This window comes from Pseudodesulfovibrio cashew (assembly GCF_009762795.1).
GTDB classification, from domain to species: domain Bacteria; phylum Desulfobacterota; class Desulfovibrionia; order Desulfovibrionales; family Desulfovibrionaceae; genus Pseudodesulfovibrio; species Pseudodesulfovibrio cashew.
Map to the genome: position 1 here is coordinate 2,451,460 of NZ_CP046400.1, position 15,262 is coordinate 2,466,721.

The 15,262-nt window shown below is 61.8% G+C and carries 15 protein-coding genes; 4 read left to right on the top strand and 11 right to left on the bottom strand.

Annotated elements, in window-relative coordinates; genetic code table 11:
- Window positions 1–95: 95 nt before the first annotated feature.
- From GM415_RS10955 to flgB, 7 genes are read right to left on the bottom strand one after another with little or no spacing between them, the layout of a single operon-like run.
- On the bottom strand, window positions 96–1,553 hold the full coding sequence (locus GM415_RS10955; RefSeq protein ID WP_158948096.1) for a FliI/YscN family ATPase: 1,458 nt from the start codon (window positions 1,551–1,553) through the stop codon (window positions 96–98).
- Window positions 1,554–1,556: 3 nt separating this feature from the next.
- The gene (locus GM415_RS10960) at window positions 1,557–2,300 is read right to left on the bottom strand and encodes a FliH/SctL family protein (protein ID WP_158948098.1); all 744 of its coding nucleotides are present in this window, start codon (window positions 2,298–2,300) and stop codon (window positions 1,557–1,559) included.
- Window positions 2,287–3,285 carry a flagellar motor switch protein FliG gene (fliG, locus tag GM415_RS10965; RefSeq protein WP_158948100.1) on the bottom strand — a complete coding sequence of 333 codons (999 nt, stop codon included), beginning with the start codon at window positions 3,283–3,285 and terminating at the stop codon, window positions 2,287–2,289. The genes GM415_RS10960 and fliG overlap by 14 nt, the downstream gene beginning before the upstream one ends.
- On the bottom strand, window positions 3,286–4,887 hold the full coding sequence (gene fliF / locus GM415_RS10970) for a flagellar basal-body MS-ring/collar protein FliF (protein WP_158948102.1): 1,602 nt from the start codon (window positions 4,885–4,887) through the stop codon (window positions 3,286–3,288). It abuts the gene before it with no gap.
- Between the two features lie 52 nt (window positions 4,888–4,939).
- The gene (fliE, locus tag GM415_RS10975) at window positions 4,940–5,269 is read right to left on the bottom strand and encodes a flagellar hook-basal body complex protein FliE (RefSeq protein WP_158948104.1); all 330 of its coding nucleotides are present in this window, start codon (window positions 5,267–5,269) and stop codon (window positions 4,940–4,942) included.
- Window positions 5,270–5,279: 10 nt separating this feature from the next.
- On the bottom strand, window positions 5,280–5,717 hold the full coding sequence (gene flgC, locus GM415_RS10980; RefSeq protein ID WP_158948106.1) for a flagellar basal body rod protein FlgC: 438 nt from the start codon (window positions 5,715–5,717) through the stop codon (window positions 5,280–5,282).
- Window positions 5,717–6,127 carry a flagellar basal body rod protein FlgB gene (gene flgB / locus GM415_RS10985; RefSeq protein ID WP_158948108.1) on the bottom strand — a complete coding sequence of 137 codons (411 nt, stop codon included), beginning with the start codon at window positions 6,125–6,127 and terminating at the stop codon, window positions 5,717–5,719. Before flgB ends, flgC begins: the two co-directional genes overlap by 1 nt.
- Window positions 6,128–6,572: 445 nt before the next feature.
- On the opposite strand from flgB, the gene GM415_RS10990 reads away from it, so the two are divergent.
- The 3 genes from GM415_RS10990 (at window position 6,573) to hflX (ending at window position 9,697) form a co-directional block, all read left to right on the top strand.
- The gene (locus tag GM415_RS10990; RefSeq protein ID WP_158948110.1) at window positions 6,573–7,136 is read left to right on the top strand and encodes a tetratricopeptide repeat protein; all 564 of its coding nucleotides are present in this window, start codon (window positions 6,573–6,575) and stop codon (window positions 7,134–7,136) included.
- A 163-nt stretch (window positions 7,137–7,299) separates the two neighbouring features.
- Window positions 7,300–7,896 (top strand): IMP cyclohydrolase, encoded by a 597-nt coding sequence (locus GM415_RS10995; protein WP_158948112.1) that lies wholly within the window; start codon window positions 7,300–7,302, stop codon window positions 7,894–7,896.
- Between the two features lie 205 nt (window positions 7,897–8,101).
- Window positions 8,102–9,697 (top strand): GTPase HflX, encoded by a 1,596-nt coding sequence (gene hflX / locus GM415_RS11000; protein WP_158948114.1) that lies wholly within the window; start codon window positions 8,102–8,104, stop codon window positions 9,695–9,697.
- A 16-nt stretch (window positions 9,698–9,713) separates the two neighbouring features.
- Here hflX and GM415_RS11005 read toward each other — a convergent pair whose 3' ends face one another.
- From GM415_RS11005 to GM415_RS11015, 3 genes are all read right to left on the bottom strand, one after another.
- Complete coding sequence (locus tag GM415_RS11005) at window positions 9,714–10,667, bottom strand: cation diffusion facilitator family transporter (protein ID WP_158948116.1); 954 nt, start codon at window positions 10,665–10,667, stop codon at window positions 9,714–9,716.
- 2 nt (window positions 10,668–10,669) lie between these two features.
- Entirely contained in the window at window positions 10,670–11,260 is a 591-nt protein-coding gene (gene plsY / locus GM415_RS11010; RefSeq protein ID WP_158948118.1) for a glycerol-3-phosphate 1-O-acyltransferase PlsY, read from the bottom strand.
- Window positions 11,261–11,340: 80 nt separating this feature from the next.
- A complete protein-coding gene (locus tag GM415_RS11015; protein ID WP_158948120.1) occupies window positions 11,341–13,395 on the bottom strand; it encodes a ribonuclease catalytic domain-containing protein in 2,055 nt (684 codons plus the stop codon).
- A gap of 84 nt (window positions 13,396–13,479) precedes the next feature.
- Here GM415_RS11015 and GM415_RS11020 point away from each other — a divergent pair, with 84 nt between their 5' ends.
- A complete protein-coding gene (locus GM415_RS11020) occupies window positions 13,480–13,773 on the top strand; it encodes a SemiSWEET family sugar transporter (RefSeq protein ID WP_242012230.1) in 294 nt (97 codons plus the stop codon).
- A 63-nt stretch (window positions 13,774–13,836) separates the two neighbouring features.
- Here GM415_RS11020 and GM415_RS11025 read toward each other — a convergent pair whose 3' ends face one another.
- On the bottom strand, window positions 13,837–15,111 hold the full coding sequence (locus GM415_RS11025) for an IMP cyclohydrolase (RefSeq protein ID WP_158948122.1): 1,275 nt from the start codon (window positions 15,109–15,111) through the stop codon (window positions 13,837–13,839).
- Between the last annotated feature and the right edge of the window lie 151 nt (window positions 15,112–15,262).

The following is a 15,262-nucleotide window of genomic DNA, read 5'->3' on the forward strand; positions in this document are numbered from 1 at the left end:
CGCGGCTGCCGCCAATGGCGGTTGCCCGTTGTTGCGTAATGGTTTTCGGGCGCATTCTTTTGAAGCCCATAGGGAAATGTCTGGACGGCTTTCTGCTACTTCCGGTTGACCGGAATATCCGATGGCGGGATGGGCACCTGCTTGACCACGTTTCGCTTCTGGGGCTTGGCCTGCTGCCTGGGACGCTGGCCGTTCTTGGCCTGTTGGGGCTGGCGGGGTTGCTGTGCCTGTTGCGGCTGTTGGCCCTGCTGTTGCGGTTCGCCGCCCACCAGTTCGTGCATTTTGGCCATGGCGCTCTCCAGCGGCTCCTGTTCTGCCACCAGTTGGCGCAGGAAGCGGTTGATGGGGCCGACCATGGAGATCGCCTTGTCCACCTCGGCGTTGGCGCCTTTCTGGTACGCGCCGATGTTGACCATGTCCTCCACCTTCTTGAACGTGGCCATGTGCCTGAGCAGGGCGCGGCCGTCGGCCTGGGCCTGGTCCGAGGTGATGTCGGAGCGAAGACGGCTGACGGATTTGAGCACGTCGATGGCGGGGTAGTGGCCGAGGTCGGCCAGTTCGCGGGTGAGCACGATGTGCCCGTCCAGGATGGAGCGGGTGGAGTCGGCAATGGGTTCGGTGAAGTCGTCGCCGTCCACCAGCACCGTGTAGATGCCGGTTATGGAGCCGGTCTTGGCCTTGCCTGCGCGTTCCAGGAGCTGTGGCAGGTGGGCGAAGACGCTGGGCGTATAGCCGCCTCGGGTGGGCGGTTCGCCGGCGGCAAGGCCCACTTCCCGGCCCGCCATGGCGAAACGGGTCACCGAGTCCATCATCAGCAGGACGTCCTTGCCCTGATCACGGAAATATTCAGCCACCGCAGTGGCCGCGTATGCTGCGCGCATGCGGATCAGCGGCGATTTGTCGGAGGTGGCGACCACCAGCACGGACCGGGCCATGCCCTCCGGGCCGAGGTCGCGCTCCATGAACTCCACCACCTCTCTGCCGCGCTCGCCCACCAGGGCGATGACGTTGATGTCCGCCTTGGTGTAGCGGGCCATCATGCCCAGGGTGGTTGACTTGCCCACGCCCGAACCGGCCATGATGCCCACGCGCTGGCCCTTGCCCAGGGTGAGCAGGGAGTTGACCGCGCGGATGCCCACATCCAGGGGCTCGTTGATGCGGGGGCGCTCCAGCGGGTTGGGCGGGTCGCGGTGCAGCGGGGCGTAGGCCTCGGGAACGATCTCCCCCTTGCCGTCCAGAGGCTCCCCGAAGGCGTCCACAGCACGGCCGAGCATGGCCTGTCCCACCGGGATGAGCGGCGGAGTGGCCGCATTGCGGATCAGGGAGCCGGGACCGATGCCTCGCAGGGCGGAGTAGGGCATGAACAGGCACGCGCCGTCGCGGAAACCAACCACCTCTGCCGGGATGGGGTCGCCCGTGCCGGGCAGCAGGTAGCAGACCGATCCGAGGGGAGCCTTGATGCCCTTGCCCTCGGCGATGAGGCCCACCACCTTGGTGACCTTGCCGAAGGTCTGGCAGGGGTCGAGTTCCTGAAGCAGTCCGAGCCGCGACACGCGCTATGCTCCTTCCGGCTTGACGAGCTGTTCGGCCAGTTGGTCGAGGATGGGCTCTACCCCGCGCCAGCGGGAGGCCACAGAGTTGTCCACCATGCCGTCGGCGCTCTCCAGGAGGATGCCGCCATCGGCCAGGGTGGGGTCGCCCTTGACCGTCCAGTACTTCAGAGCCGGGTTGCGCTCCTGAATATTCTTGATGAAGATCTCCAGATCCGGGGCGTCATCCGGCGAACATTTGACGATCAGCTCCCGCTGGGATTCGATGCGTTCCAGGGCCTCGGTCATGAGCGCCTCCACCGAGGCGATCCGGGATTCGCTCATCTCGATCTTGAGCGTCTTTTCGACGGCCAGCCTGATCAGGCTGAGGATGTCCCTGCGTCGCTCGTCGAAGACCTTGGACCCCTGGGCGCCGATCTGGCTCAGGATGTTCTCCACCTCGGCGGACATTTGGTTCGCATGCGCCTCCAGGTCGGCCTGGGCCTGTTTCAGACCCTCCTCATATCCTTCGTGCCGGGCCGTGGCGCGCAGGGCTTCGGCCTCCAGTTCGGCGAGGACCATGATCTCCTTGGCCTTCTCTCTGGCCTTGGCCTTGACCCGCTCCAGGTACTCCTCGTTGGTCGAGTCGTCCCACATGAGCCTCCGCTTGCCTTCCAGCTCCTGGATGGTCATTTCGTCGGGCCCGGGCGTGGTCATGCCCATGACCACCTTGCCGGTATACTTGGGGGATGGTGATTTAGACAAAGACATCGCTGCCGCCTCTGCTGATGACTATCTTGCCTTCGTCCTCCAGACGACGGACCGTCTTGACGATATTCTGCTGTGCCGCCTCGACTTCGGAGAGCTTCTTGGGCGGCATGATTTCCAGGTCTTCCTTGATCATGGTGGACGCGCGCTCGGACAGGTTCTTGAAGAACTTCTCCTTGAGCTCGTCGGACGCGCCCTTGAGCGCCACGGTGAGGTCCTCGTTGGAGACCTCCTTGAGCAGCTCGCGGATGGCCACGTCGTCGATGCCCTTGATGTCCTCGAACACGAACATGAGGTTGCGGATATCTTCGGCCATCTGGGTGGATTCCTCTTCGATCTCGGAGAGGACCTCCTCCTCGGTGTTGCGGTCCACGGCGTTGAGAATTTCGGCCACTGCCGGGACGCCGCCCACCTTCTTGCCTTCCTTGCCGCCCATGGCGATGAGCTGGCTCTGGAGCACCTTGTCCACTTCCATGAGCATCTCTTCCGCAACCGCTTCCAGCTTGGCCAGGCGCATGAGCACCTCGGCGCGCACGCCGGCGGGCAGGTGGGAGATGAGGTCCGCGGCCTGGTCCGGGTGCAGGTGGCCGAGAATGAGGGCCAGGGTCTGCGGGTGTTCGTTGCGCAGGATCTGGGCCAGGATGCGCGGGCTGACGTTCTCCAGCTCCTGGAACGGCGTGGGGCCGGTGTCCAGCTCCAGGGAGTCCATTATGTACTTGGCCGTCTCGGAATCCAGGGACTTGGTCAGCAGACGCTTGACCTGGTCCGCACCGCCCACCAGCAGTTCCGCGCCGTAGGCCAGGGCCTCGTTGTACTCCTTGAGTACCTCGAGCACCTGTTCCCGGGGGATGGAGTCGGTGGTGAGCATGGCCTTGGATACGGCCGCGATCTCGTTGCGCTCCATCCGCTTGAATACTTCCGCCGTGAACTTGTCGCCCAGGGCGAGCAACACGATGGCGGTTTTCTGGGGTCCGGTGAAGTCGGCCATTTACGCACCTTCCTCCTGGGTGAGCCAGGTCTTGAGCAGGTGCACGGCCTGATCGATGTTCTCGTCGGACAGCTGCACCGCGTGATTCTTCGCGTTTTCCAGGCGCCTGGACATGTCCATGGCTTCCTCGTCCACGTCCTCTTCCTCGAGGGCGAGGCGCTCTGCACCGGGCAGGCCGGCCATTTCCTCGATCTCCTGCTCCGCCACGCGGGGCCTGATCAGGGCCATGACCACCGGGCGGACGACCAGGACCAGGAAGAGGAAGATCAGGAGGCCGTTGAGGAACGGCTTGCCGAGCCGCTGTGCGTACTCGAGCATGGTGCGCATCAGCGATTCCTGGCCGTAGAGGTCGGGTTCGCCGAAGGAGATGTTGGACACCTCGATGGTGTCGCCGCGCGCCGAGTCGAAGCCCACGGCATTGGCGATCAGGTTCCGGATGCGTTCAAGCTCTTCGGCCGTGCGCGGGACATAGATCTGTTCGCCGGTCTCCTCGTTGACCTGCCACGTCCCGTCCACGATAACCGCGACGGTGAGCCGTTGCAACTCGCCAACGGGGGCGACAATATTTTCTTCCTGCTTGTTGATTTCGAAGTTGGTGGTCCGGGATTCGCGGGTAGAGTCCTGGGTGGTGCGGGTGCCGGTGAAGCCGTCGCCTCGGAAGTTGGCGTCGGGTTCGCCACCGGCCAGGTTGGCCGCGCCGGCAGTGCTTTCCTCGCTGCGGGTCTCGGAGCGGACTACCGAGCCGTCAGGGTCGAAGGATTCCTTGCGGATGGTCTTCTGGCTGAAGTCGAGGTCCGCGTTGACGCGGGCGACGACCTTGCCCGGGCCGACCACGGGGCCGAGCAGTTCCATGATTCGGCGCTGGGTCTTGTTTTCGACTCCGGCCTTGTATTCGAGCTGGGTGTTGGACATGGCCAGCCCGGTGGAGTCGTCCTCGGGAGTATAGAGCGGGCGGCCCTTCATGTCGGTAACGGTGATGTTCTTGGCATCGAGGCCCTCTACGGCCATGGACACCAGGTTGACGATGCCCTGAACCTCGTTGGGAGCCAGCTTGCCGTCGTCCTTGAGCTGCAGGACGATGGACGCGGACGGCGGCATCTGTTCCTCGATGAACAGGGACTTCTGGGGCAGCACCAGGTGCACGCGGGTCTTGGTGACCTGCGGGAACTCGGTGATGGTCCGGGCCAGTTCGCCCTGGAGGGCGCGCTGGTAGTTGATGTGCTGCACGAAGTCGGTCTGGCCGATCTGCACGTCGTCGAAAATTTCAAAGCCGATGCCCTGGCCGTGGAGGTTGCCTTCCCCGGCCACCTTGAGGCGCAGGTCGTAGACGCGGTCCGCCGGGACCATGATGGTCTTGCCGTTCTCCTCGAGCTGATAGGGGATTTTTTCCGCCTGGAGCATGGAGACCACGCGGTTGGCATCCTCTGGGTAGAGGTTGGTCATCAGGATCTTGTAGTCCGGCTTGTTCATCCAATAGATCATGAGGCCGAAGGCCAGGATCACCGACAGGGCCAGCCCGCCGATGAGGATGCGCTGGGACATGGTGCGGTCGGTCCAGAATCCAGTGACTTTGGTGAAGAATTCGGCAACGGACGGAGGCATCGTTTCTCTCCCGGATACTTGTTACGGTTGGTTGTTGCGTCCTTGGCCTGACCTAGAAGGTCATGCGCATGATTTCCTGGTATGATGACATGAGCTTGGAGCGGACCGCGCCGGTCATCTGCATGGTCAAAGAGGCCTTCTGCAGGGAGATCATGAGCTCATGGACGTTCTGGGTCTTGCCCGAGTCGAACTCCTGGATCATCTGCTTCTTCTCGGTCTGGAGATCGTTGACGCCCTTGATGGACTCGCTCAGCGTATCCGAGAAATCCTTGACCGGGGTGGGGGCCTTCTTCAGGGACTGGGTAACCTTGGAGTCCACCGACGTGCGGCGTGCGTCCATGGCGCTCTGGTACGCGTTGATGGCGACGGATTTGACGACCATGATTCCTCTCCTACATGCCGATTCGCAGCGCCCGGGTGAACATCTGCTTTACGGCGGTTATGGTCTGTACGTTGGCTTCGTATCCGCGCGTGGCGGACATCATGTTGGTCATTTCCTCAACCACGTTGATGTCGGGGTAGAAGACGTATCCCTGATCGTTGGCGTCGGGGTGGTCCGGCTCGTAGACCTGGCGGAAGGGGCGTTGGTCGGCGGTGACGCCGAGGACCTTGACGCCGTTGAGTTCCCGGTTGAGCTGGTTCTGCATGGCGGTGTCGAAGGGGGAGTAGACCGGCGTGGCTTCGAAGGAGACCGACTTGCGGCGGTAGGGGCCGCCTTCCATAGTCTTGGTCGTGCGAATGTTCGCCATATTCATGGAAATGACGTTCAAATGCGTGCGCTGGGCCTTGAGGCCGGATGCGCTGATATCCATTGCGGTCATGAAGTCCATTACTTACTCCCCTCCTGGATGACCTTCTGCATCCCCTGGAAGTTCTTCTGGATGATCTGGGCGAGGGCGTTGTACATCATGCCGTTCTTGGTCATGACGGTCATTTCCTTGTCCAGGTCGATAGCATCGTCGCCGTAGATATGGCGTGGTTTGAAGTCCCGCAGCGAGTCGCCCTGGAACGTGCCCGATTCGAATGCGGCGGGCATGTGGTTCTGTTCGGTGCGGGTCATCTTGCCGTGAGCGTTCTGGTTCAGCGCGCTCTGCAGTTTGTCCTCGAACTCCAGGCGGCGTGCCTTGTAGTCCGGCGTGTCCACGTTGGCGATGTTTCCCATGACGAGATTTTGACGTTCCAGCCGCATGTCCATGACCTTCGACGTCAATTGTATGTGGCTTTCAAAAATGCCTCGCATGCCTTGATCCTCCTGGGTTTTCTTCCGTTTCGACCCGGTTGCGGCTATGGATTGCACCGGGCACGCCTGAAGCATAGCAACTAGTGTTCCAACTGAGTAACATATTGAAATAAATGTAGAAGAATTATACTGACAGAAGGTGGGTCAAGAACTGGCGCTCGTGCGGGGTGGGTGTGGTGTTTGCTGGCGAAGCAAGGGGCAGAATGTGCCGTTATCTGGACTGACTGGGCGATATTCTGTTTCAGCCACTCAATCCGTTTAGATTGAGGCTTTAAGAGAATATCTTTATGATTTTATTGGAATTAGTTGGAGTAGTGTATCTGGTGACAGGTCGGAAAAAAACGGTCTGGCATACTCCTTGCTTTTCACGATTGCGGGCCAAGCATGGCCAGCAGACATCTTTTCAGCCCGGCTTCCGGGTAAAGGAGAAATGGAGGGGAACGTCATGAGTGGACATCTCGACTACGAAATCAACAAGGAACTTGGTGAATGCTACCTGTTCATGGGTGAGCTGGACAAGGCCGAAGAGTATTACAAGAAGGCAGTCAGCTCCAACGGCATCCATCCCGACCCCTACCTGGGCCTGGCCACGGTGGCTGTGCAACGGGGCGACCTGGATGACGCCATCGTCATGTATCAGAAGGCGCACAAGATCGAACCGTCCGACAAGAGTCTTTCCGGGATTGCGCTCATCCGCATGGAAAACGGAGAAAAGGAGGAAGCCTTCTCCCTGTTCTCCGAGGCCATCGAGATGAATCCCGAAAACATGGTCGCCCTGTATTCCCTGATCAGGCTCGGCCATGAACTGGAGCGCGTGGAGCAGATCGTTCCGTATCTCGAGGCGCATCTCGAGATCGACCCGGCCAAGCACGAAGTGCGCTACTCCCTGGCCGGCTGCTTCATCTGCCTCGACCAGAAGGACGCGGCACGGGAACAGCTTGAGAAGATTCTCGAAATGAACCCGGACTTTGAAGCCGCCTCCGAAATGCTGGAAACGCTCCAGTCCTAACAAAGGTCTCCCCTCCCCGTTGATTTCCCGCTCCGTCCGTTTCGGCGGGTGGGGCGGGAAATCAGCCTTGGCTCTTACCTGCCGGGGGAGAGGGCGTCTCGCCGCTTGCCTTCCGTACACAAATCTGGCACTCCCTCTCAAAACATCTAGCGAGGGGTGCATAATGGAACTGTTGCCTGTCAAAAAAGCGATCCTTTCGGTCACCGATAAATCCGGTCTGGCCGATTTCGGTCGTTTCCTGGTCGATAACGGATGCGAGCTGGTTTCCACCGGCGGCACCAAGAAGATGCTTTCCGAGGCGGGGCTGCCCGTGACCTCGGTCAGCGATATCACCGATTTTCCAGAAATCCTCGGCGGTAGGGTCAAGACCCTGCACCCGAACATCCACGGCGGCATCCTCGCCGATAAGGATGATCCCGGCCACATGGAGACCCTGCGCGAGTTCGGCATCGAGCCGTTCGATCTCATCTGCGTCAATCTCTACAACTTCGCCGACGCTGTGGCCAAAGGGCTGGATCTCAAGGCTGCCGTGGAACAGATCGACATCGGCGGGCCCACCATGCTGCGCGCCACGGCCAAGAATTTCCACTCCATCTGCGTGGTTCCCGACCCCAAGTACTACCCGGTGGTCCAGAAGGAGATCGAAGAGAACGGCGGTCTTTCCCTGGCCTTCCGCAAGGAGATGGCGGCGCTGACCTTCAAGCTCACCAGCGAATACGACGCGATGATCACCAAGTATCTGAGCGAGAACGAAGCGTAGCTCGAGGCTCGTCCAGGCCAGCCCGAATAGTCGCCCGGGAACATCGCTCTCGGCACTGTACTGCGGAGGGACTCCCCACAGGAACTCCTCGGCGTGATTGATTTGAAAATTGTTGAAAGGCAAGTACTATCGCGATAGTACTTGCCTTTATTTTTAACGACGGAGCAAAGTCATCGCCCAGAAGCCCAAGGGCAACCTCCAGGGGTTGAAGCCCAATCAGATCAAGCGTCTGTCGCGCCTTTATCAGCGTCAGTTCCCGGCGGACGGGAACTACACCAACGAGCAGGCGCGCGAGTTGGCCGAGCTTTCTACAGATACGGGCCGCCAGCTCGCTCTGCTTGTCGACCGGCAAGGCAAGGTGGCCATGGTCCTGGTGGGCGACAACCGGGCCATCTACATCCCGGAGCTGCCGCGTGCACGAATGAGCTCAGGGCGGTTGCGCGGGCTTCGGCTGTTACACACTCACCTGAACGACGAGCAGCTCTCCCAGGAAGACCTCATGGACATGGTCTTCCTGCGCCTCGATTCGGTCACCGTGCTGACGGTGGCCGACGGATTCCCGCAGGCCGCCCAGACCGCGCACCTGCTGCCGCCCAATCCCGATGATCGCAGCTACGAAATTTTCGATCCGGTCCGATGGGACCGCATGGAGTTGGACCTCGGGCAAATGGTGGAGGCCCTGGAGGACGAATTCTCCCGCCAGGCTGACGGACAGGGGCTGGAGTCCGACGAGAACCGGGCGCTGCTGGTCAGCGTGGACAATACCCCCAGACCGGTGCAGGAGCTTTCCCTGGAGGAATTGGGCGAGTTGGCCGACACCGCCGGGCTGACCGCGGCCGGGACCATGATCCAGCGGGTGCGCAAGCACAACCCCAAGTTCATCATGGGCAAAGGCAAGCTGGCCGAACTGGAGGTCAAGGCCCTCCAGGCCAACGCCTCGGTCATCCTTTTCGATCAGGAACTATCTCCAACTCAGAGCCGCAACCTGGCAGAGGTCACGGAACGCAAGATTCTGGACCGTACCCAGCTCATCCTCGACATCTTTGCCCAGCACGCCACATCGGCCTCGGGCAAGCTTCAGGTGGAGATGGCCCAGCTCAAGTACACCCTGCCGCGCCTGGTAGGTAAGAATAGGGCCATGTCCCGTCTCATGGGCGGCATCGGTGGGCGCGGACCGGGCGAGACCAAGCTCGAGATCGACCGCCGTCGCGCCAACGACCGCCTGACAAGGCTCAAGAAGGAGTTGGAGCAGGTCCGCAAGCGGCGCACCCAGACGCGGGAGCGCCGGGCCAAGGCCGGGCTGCCCATCGTCTCCCTGGTGGGCTACACCAACGCGGGCAAATCGACCCTGCTCAACACCCTGACCCAGTCCAAGGTTCTGGCCGAGGATAAGCTCTTCGCCACCCTGGACCCCACCAGCCGTCGCATCCGCTTCCCTCAGGAGCGCGAGGTGGTTCTCACCGACACCGTGGGCTTTATTCGACGGCTGCCGCCGGATCTCAAGGAGGCGTTTCGCGCCACTTTGGAGGAGTTGGAATCTGCTGATCTGCTCGTGCTTGTCTGCGACGCCTCCCATCCGGAGGTGGAGGAGCAGGTGGCCGCTGTCAGGACTATTCTCGCCGAGATGGACCTGGACGAGATTCCGTCCATTCTGGTGCTCAACAAGTGGGACAAGCTGGACCAAGAAGCGCGCGAGACCATGCGCAACGTCTTTCCCGAAGGCATCTCCGCCTCCGCGGTGGACCGTGCCAGCCTGGAACCGGTGGTGGAGGCTATCCTGAAAAGGGTGGACTGGGACTAGAGGGCACGGGCGTCCTCTAGGACGCTTTCTCTTCGTTCGGACAACGGCCTGTCAGGGTGCGTTCGCACGCGCCGCCGACTTTTTTCCCGTCATAGGAGGAACCGCATTCCAGCGGTTCCACGTGGATGGTCACCTCGGATTGGTCGAGGCGTGACTTGATTTCGTTCTCGATCAGTTCACACAGGTCGTGGGACTTGAGGACCGAGGTGTCGCCGGGCAGCAGCAGATGGAAGTCGATAAACCTGCGGCTGCCAGCCTTGCGCGTGCGCAGGCCGTGAAAGCTTCCGGCGGGGCCCTGGTGCTTGATGATCGCCTCGGCAATGACGTCCAGCTCCTCCGGAGGCAGCGCGTCGTCCATGAGCCCTCCGATGGAGCGGCGAAGCAGGCTGATGCCCGTGAACACGATATTAACGGCCATGATGCAGGCGATGATCGGGTCGAGGACCTGCCAGTCGGGTGTGATGAGCAGGATGGCCAGCCCGGCTACCAGACCAACCGAGGTCCAGACGTCGGTGAGCAGGTGCTTGGCATCCGCTTCCAGCGTGATGGAGTCGAACCGCCGGGCCGCACGCAACATGATCTGGGCCGTGACGAAGTTGATCACCGAAGAGAGGAAGGCCAGGCCGAGGCCGAGGCCGAGATGCCCCAGGGGCTGGGGATGGAGGAACCGGTCCACCGAGGCGTAGCCGATGGCGCAGGCGGCCACGATGATCAGCACTCCCTCGATGCCGCTGGAGAAATATTCAGCCTTGCCATGTCCGTAGGTGTGGTGGTCATCCGCGGGGCGCATGGCGATGGTGATGGCCGTCAGCGCCATGAGCGCGGCGGTCACGTTGACGATGGACTCAGTGGCGTCCGAAAGCAGGCCCACCGAACCGGTCATGCCCCACGCGCCGAACTTGAGCACCAGGGTGGTGATGGACGCGGCGAGCGAGTAGATCGCGTACCGGCGGGGCGAGTCAGAGGACATGGTTATGCCTTGGGTTTCAGCCAGGGATTTTCCTCACCGCGGGCGAGGCGGCGGATGTTTTCCCTGTGCCGCCAGAAGAGCAGGAGCATGACCACCACGGCGGCCGGGAACAGCCCGAAGTTGCCAGTCAGGATCATGAGCACCGGCAGGGCCAGGGCAAAGGTCAGGGAGCCCATGGAGACATGTCCGGAAAGGGCGACCACGCCGAGGCACAAGGCCGCGGAGATGATGCCTCCCCAGGGAGATGCGGCCAGGAACGCGCCCACGGTGGTGGCCACGGCCTTGCCGCCCTTGAAGCGCATGAACAGCGAGTAGGCGTGGCCGAAGATGGCGGCCAGCAGGACCAGGCTCAGGGCGAAGTTCGATTCAAGCCAGTAAGAGGCCATGAGCACGGGCACGAACCCTTTGGCAAGGTCCAGCACCAGGGTGGCGATGCCGTACTTTGCGCCGCACAGCCGGGCTACGTTGGTGGCGCCGGTATTCCTGCTGCCATCTTCGCGCGGGTCGATGCCGCACAGGGTCTTGGCGATGAACAGGCCGAACGGGATGGAGCCGAGGATATAGGCGATAAGGCACCAGAGGATTATTGCCATGGGGATGAACTCCTGAAATTCGTGATTGATGTGTGACCTTGTATCGTTTTTGTTCACGGATTGGAAGAGGCTGTTCCGGGCTACTCCTCCAGGGCTTCTCCCAAACGGATTTCATTGGTCAGGGGGTCGACGCGGCTGAAGTTGATCTCGAACCGCTGGCCCGGGTAGAGCTTGTCACCGAGCAGTTTCTTCGGTGCGCGAACGTTGACCTGAAGGTGGGGCATGGCCAGGGTGGCCAGGGGCCCGTTATCGTCCACCAGCACGGCGGGCTGGAATTCCCTGCGCCGCGCGGCCAGGTAGACGAGTTTCCAGTACCGGGGGCGGAATCGCTGCACCGCGCTTACGGTCTTGATGCGCAGGTTCAGGTGGATGGCCAGCCTGTCCAGTTCCTCGATGTCCAGGCGCGGGACGCCGGAGTCGAGGAAGGAGGCCACCTGGGCCATATTGATGAAATCCGTATAGCGCCTGAGCGGCGAGGTGATGGGCGCGTAGGCCGGGACCGCAAGTGCGGCGTGGCGTTTGGGCGTGGTCTCCAGGACCGGCGGAAGGAGCAGCTTGACCGCGCGCAGGATCTTGGCCGGTTCCGTGAAGATGCCCGCCGACTCCTGGGGCAGGGCGATGTCCTGGGTCCGGTGAAGCAGGGGGACGTCATGATCCCTTGCCCAGAGCGCCAGACCGGAATTGGCCAGGATCATGAATTCGCTGACAACCAGTTCCGAGCGTGGGCATTCCTCTTTCAGGACGATGCTGACCTCGGGCTTGGCCTCGCCTTCCTCCACGGTAACCACGGGTTCGGGCTTGCGGATAACGCAGGCACCGGCCTCGATGCGCCGCTGGATGAGCTTTTCCGCCAGTTGATGCGCCAGGACCAGTTGCTGATCGCGCTCCTCCCGAATGGCCTCGTCCGTATCCTCGTAGGTGGCGTTGGCCGACACCGTGACCCATGCCGTGCGCGGGGTGACGCCCAGGAGCTTGCCTTCTTCGTCCAGGAGAAAATCCGTTACGAGTGCGGGTCTGGCTTCTCCGGCGACCAGGCTGTAGAGGCCGGTGCCGAACTGCTCGGGCAGCATGTGCGCCGTGCCTTCGGGCAGGTAGAGCGAGGTGGCCCGGTGCATGACGGCCCGGTCCAGAGGAGAGCCGAACTCCCAGTGCGCGTCGGGCCTTGCGAGGGCGAGGGAGAGTTTGTAGCCGCCCCCATCCCGCTCGATGCGGAAGGCGTCGTCGATGTCGCGGGTCGTGGCCGCGTCGATGGAGAGAAACTCTTCCGCCTCTGGTTCCATTCGATGATTGGAAAAGGTGCTTTCTATTGAGCTGATTTCATTGTTGAACGTTTCTGACCACTCGTTGCCCCACGCATACTCGGCCGTATCCAGAAGGTAGTTGTGGTGGGGAGGGAGGACTCCCCAGGACTGGGCCAGGAGCAGGCCGAGGTGCGGCACATCCGGCAGCCCCTTGGCGATGGCGGTCCAAATCTTGCGTTCGTTGTCGTCCAGGGTGTCCGCCACCTGATGCCTGAGGATCGTCTCCAGGCTGCCGGCCAGTTCCGGCTCCAGGGCCGGGAGACGCGGCTTGCGTCCCTGGCTGTGTGCGCCCCAGAGTTCCTGGAGCAGGGTTTGTCCGGCGGCGGTCACGGCTTCGCGGGCCTTTTCCTCGGCCTTTTCACGCATCCGTTTTTCGACCTGTTCGGCGGACCAGACCTCGAAATTGGGCGGCCGAAACTTGAAGTGGGTTTTGGCCCCCAGCATGGCGCGGCCCAGGGCGGCGGTTTCGTCCGGGCCCGGGGATTCCCAGAGCAGCCCTGCGAACCAGGAAAGAGAAGCTGTCTCCACTTCCCCTTGGGCGAGTTCCCACAACTCCATTACGTCGATCCCTGCCTGGATTTCTCCCCGCTTCTCCTGATGGGAATTGAGAATGTCCTGTATCTCCTGGCGATTGACTTCTTCCGAGCACACAGGGCCATGCCACGGCAGGAGACGGGCGGCAGGCAGCTTCATCTCCCGTTTGGTGATGGTGAGAATGCGGAGTTTGCCCGACGACTCCTCCAGCACCCAGGCCAGTTGGGGTTGGTCGCCGTGCATGAATTCCACCACCGTGCCGGGGCGAACGGTCGCGGTTAGAAAGGTCGTTTTCGCCATGAATTGCTTCTTTATGTCTTCGTTTTATCCGTTGCTAACATGAAACGGTTGCCAGTGTAAGGGCGGGGGGATAGTGATCTTGCCATGGACAGGGAAATCATGGAACTCATCGGCATTGTCGCTGGATTCTGCACTACCGCGTCATTCGTGCCGCAGGTGGTGCATACCTGGCGGACCAAATCCGTGGCGGATATCTCCCTGAGGATGTACCTCATGCTCTGCCTCGGAGTTGCCCTCTGGATCGTCTACGGGATTCTCATAGGGTCCCTGTCCGTCCTGCTCGCAAACCTCGCCACTTTTGTCCTGGCTGCGTCCGTACTGGGCATGAAGCTGCGCTACGGCCGCCTCTCTCGCAAACGGGATAAGCGCGGACCGTGAAAAAAAAGACCCCGCCGGACCCGCGTCCGGCGAAGTCTTTGTTGAATCGGTATCAATGCCCGCTTAGTGCTTGAAGGAGCGCTGGCCGGTGAAGACCATGGCCACCTGCGGAGCGGCTTCATTCACGGCGGTGATGACTTCATGGTCGCGGATGGAGCCGCCGGGCTGCGCAATGGCGGTCACGCCCTGGTCGATGCAGAGGTCTACGCCGTCGCGGAACGGGAAGAAACCGTCGGAGACGACCACGGAGCCGGGCAGGCCTCCGCGGGCCTCGGCGGTCCGCTTCTCGATGTCCTCCAGCTTGGCCTTCATGTCCGCGTCCTTGATGGCTGCGAGCTTCAGTTCGAACAGGGATTTGCCCAGTTCCTTGGAGGCGAGCAGGTCGGCGTATTTGATGTAGGCCTTGGTGGTGGCCAGGAGCACGCATCCAACGCGGTCCTGCTCACCCGTGCCGATGGCGGTGGTGACGCCGTCCCGGGCGAAGATGACCGAGTTGGAGGTCACGCCTGCTTCCACGGCCCAGGCGAAGAGCAGGTCGTCCGCCTCCTGCTTGGAGGGAGTGCGGGCCAGGAATTCGTTGCCGTCCTTTTCCGCCTTGGCCGGGATGAAGTCCTCGGCCTTGAGGATGGCGTTGCGGAAGGAGAACTGGAGGACCATGCCGCCGTCCGACAGGGACTTGATGTCCAGGAAGGGCTGCTGGGCGAGGTCGGCCAGTTGGGTGATGCCGGGGATGCGCAGGATGCGCAGGTTCTTCTTCTGCTTGAGCAGGGCCAGGGCTTCAGCGTCGAATTCAGGGGCGGCGACCACTTCCACATACACCTTGCTGATCTGCTCGGCGCAGGCGAGGTCCAGCTTGCGGTTGACGACCACAGCCCCGCCGAAGGCGGCGATGCGGTCGGCCTCGAAGGCCCGCTTGAAGGCTTCGGCCACGCCTTCCTCGGTCCAGGCAGCGCCGCACGGATTGTTGTGCTTGAGGATGAGCGCCGCGGGCTTGGCCGAGAGGTACTGCAAAATATTCAGGGCGTTGTCCACGTCCGTAAGGTTGGTCTTGCCCGGGTGCTTGCCAGCCTGGAGCATGTGCTCCTCGGTCAGGGCGGACACCAGGCCCTGTCCCGCTCCGATGAATTTGACGCCGCCCACTTCGAGCTGGCCTTCCACCGGTTCGTATAGCGCCGCAGGCTGGTCCGGATTCTCTCCGTAACGCAGTCCCTTGGTCTCGCCGTCGATCTCCCAGGTTCGTTTCCTGAAGGTCAGCTCCTGGTCGCCCAGGGTGATCTTGAGGTCGGCGGGAAACGGGTCCTGCTGCAACGTGTGGTACATCTTTTTCAAATCGCTCATGGTGGTCACTCCCTGTTGTTCCCTGTGAAGGAGGCGGTCATAGCACAGCTTGACAGGGCGGGCAATGGCTCCGAGTTGGGCTTTCCCGGCGGTGAGGGGGGCAATGAGTTCTTTTTCACAAAAAAAGAAAAATTATCATGCCTGTCAGACA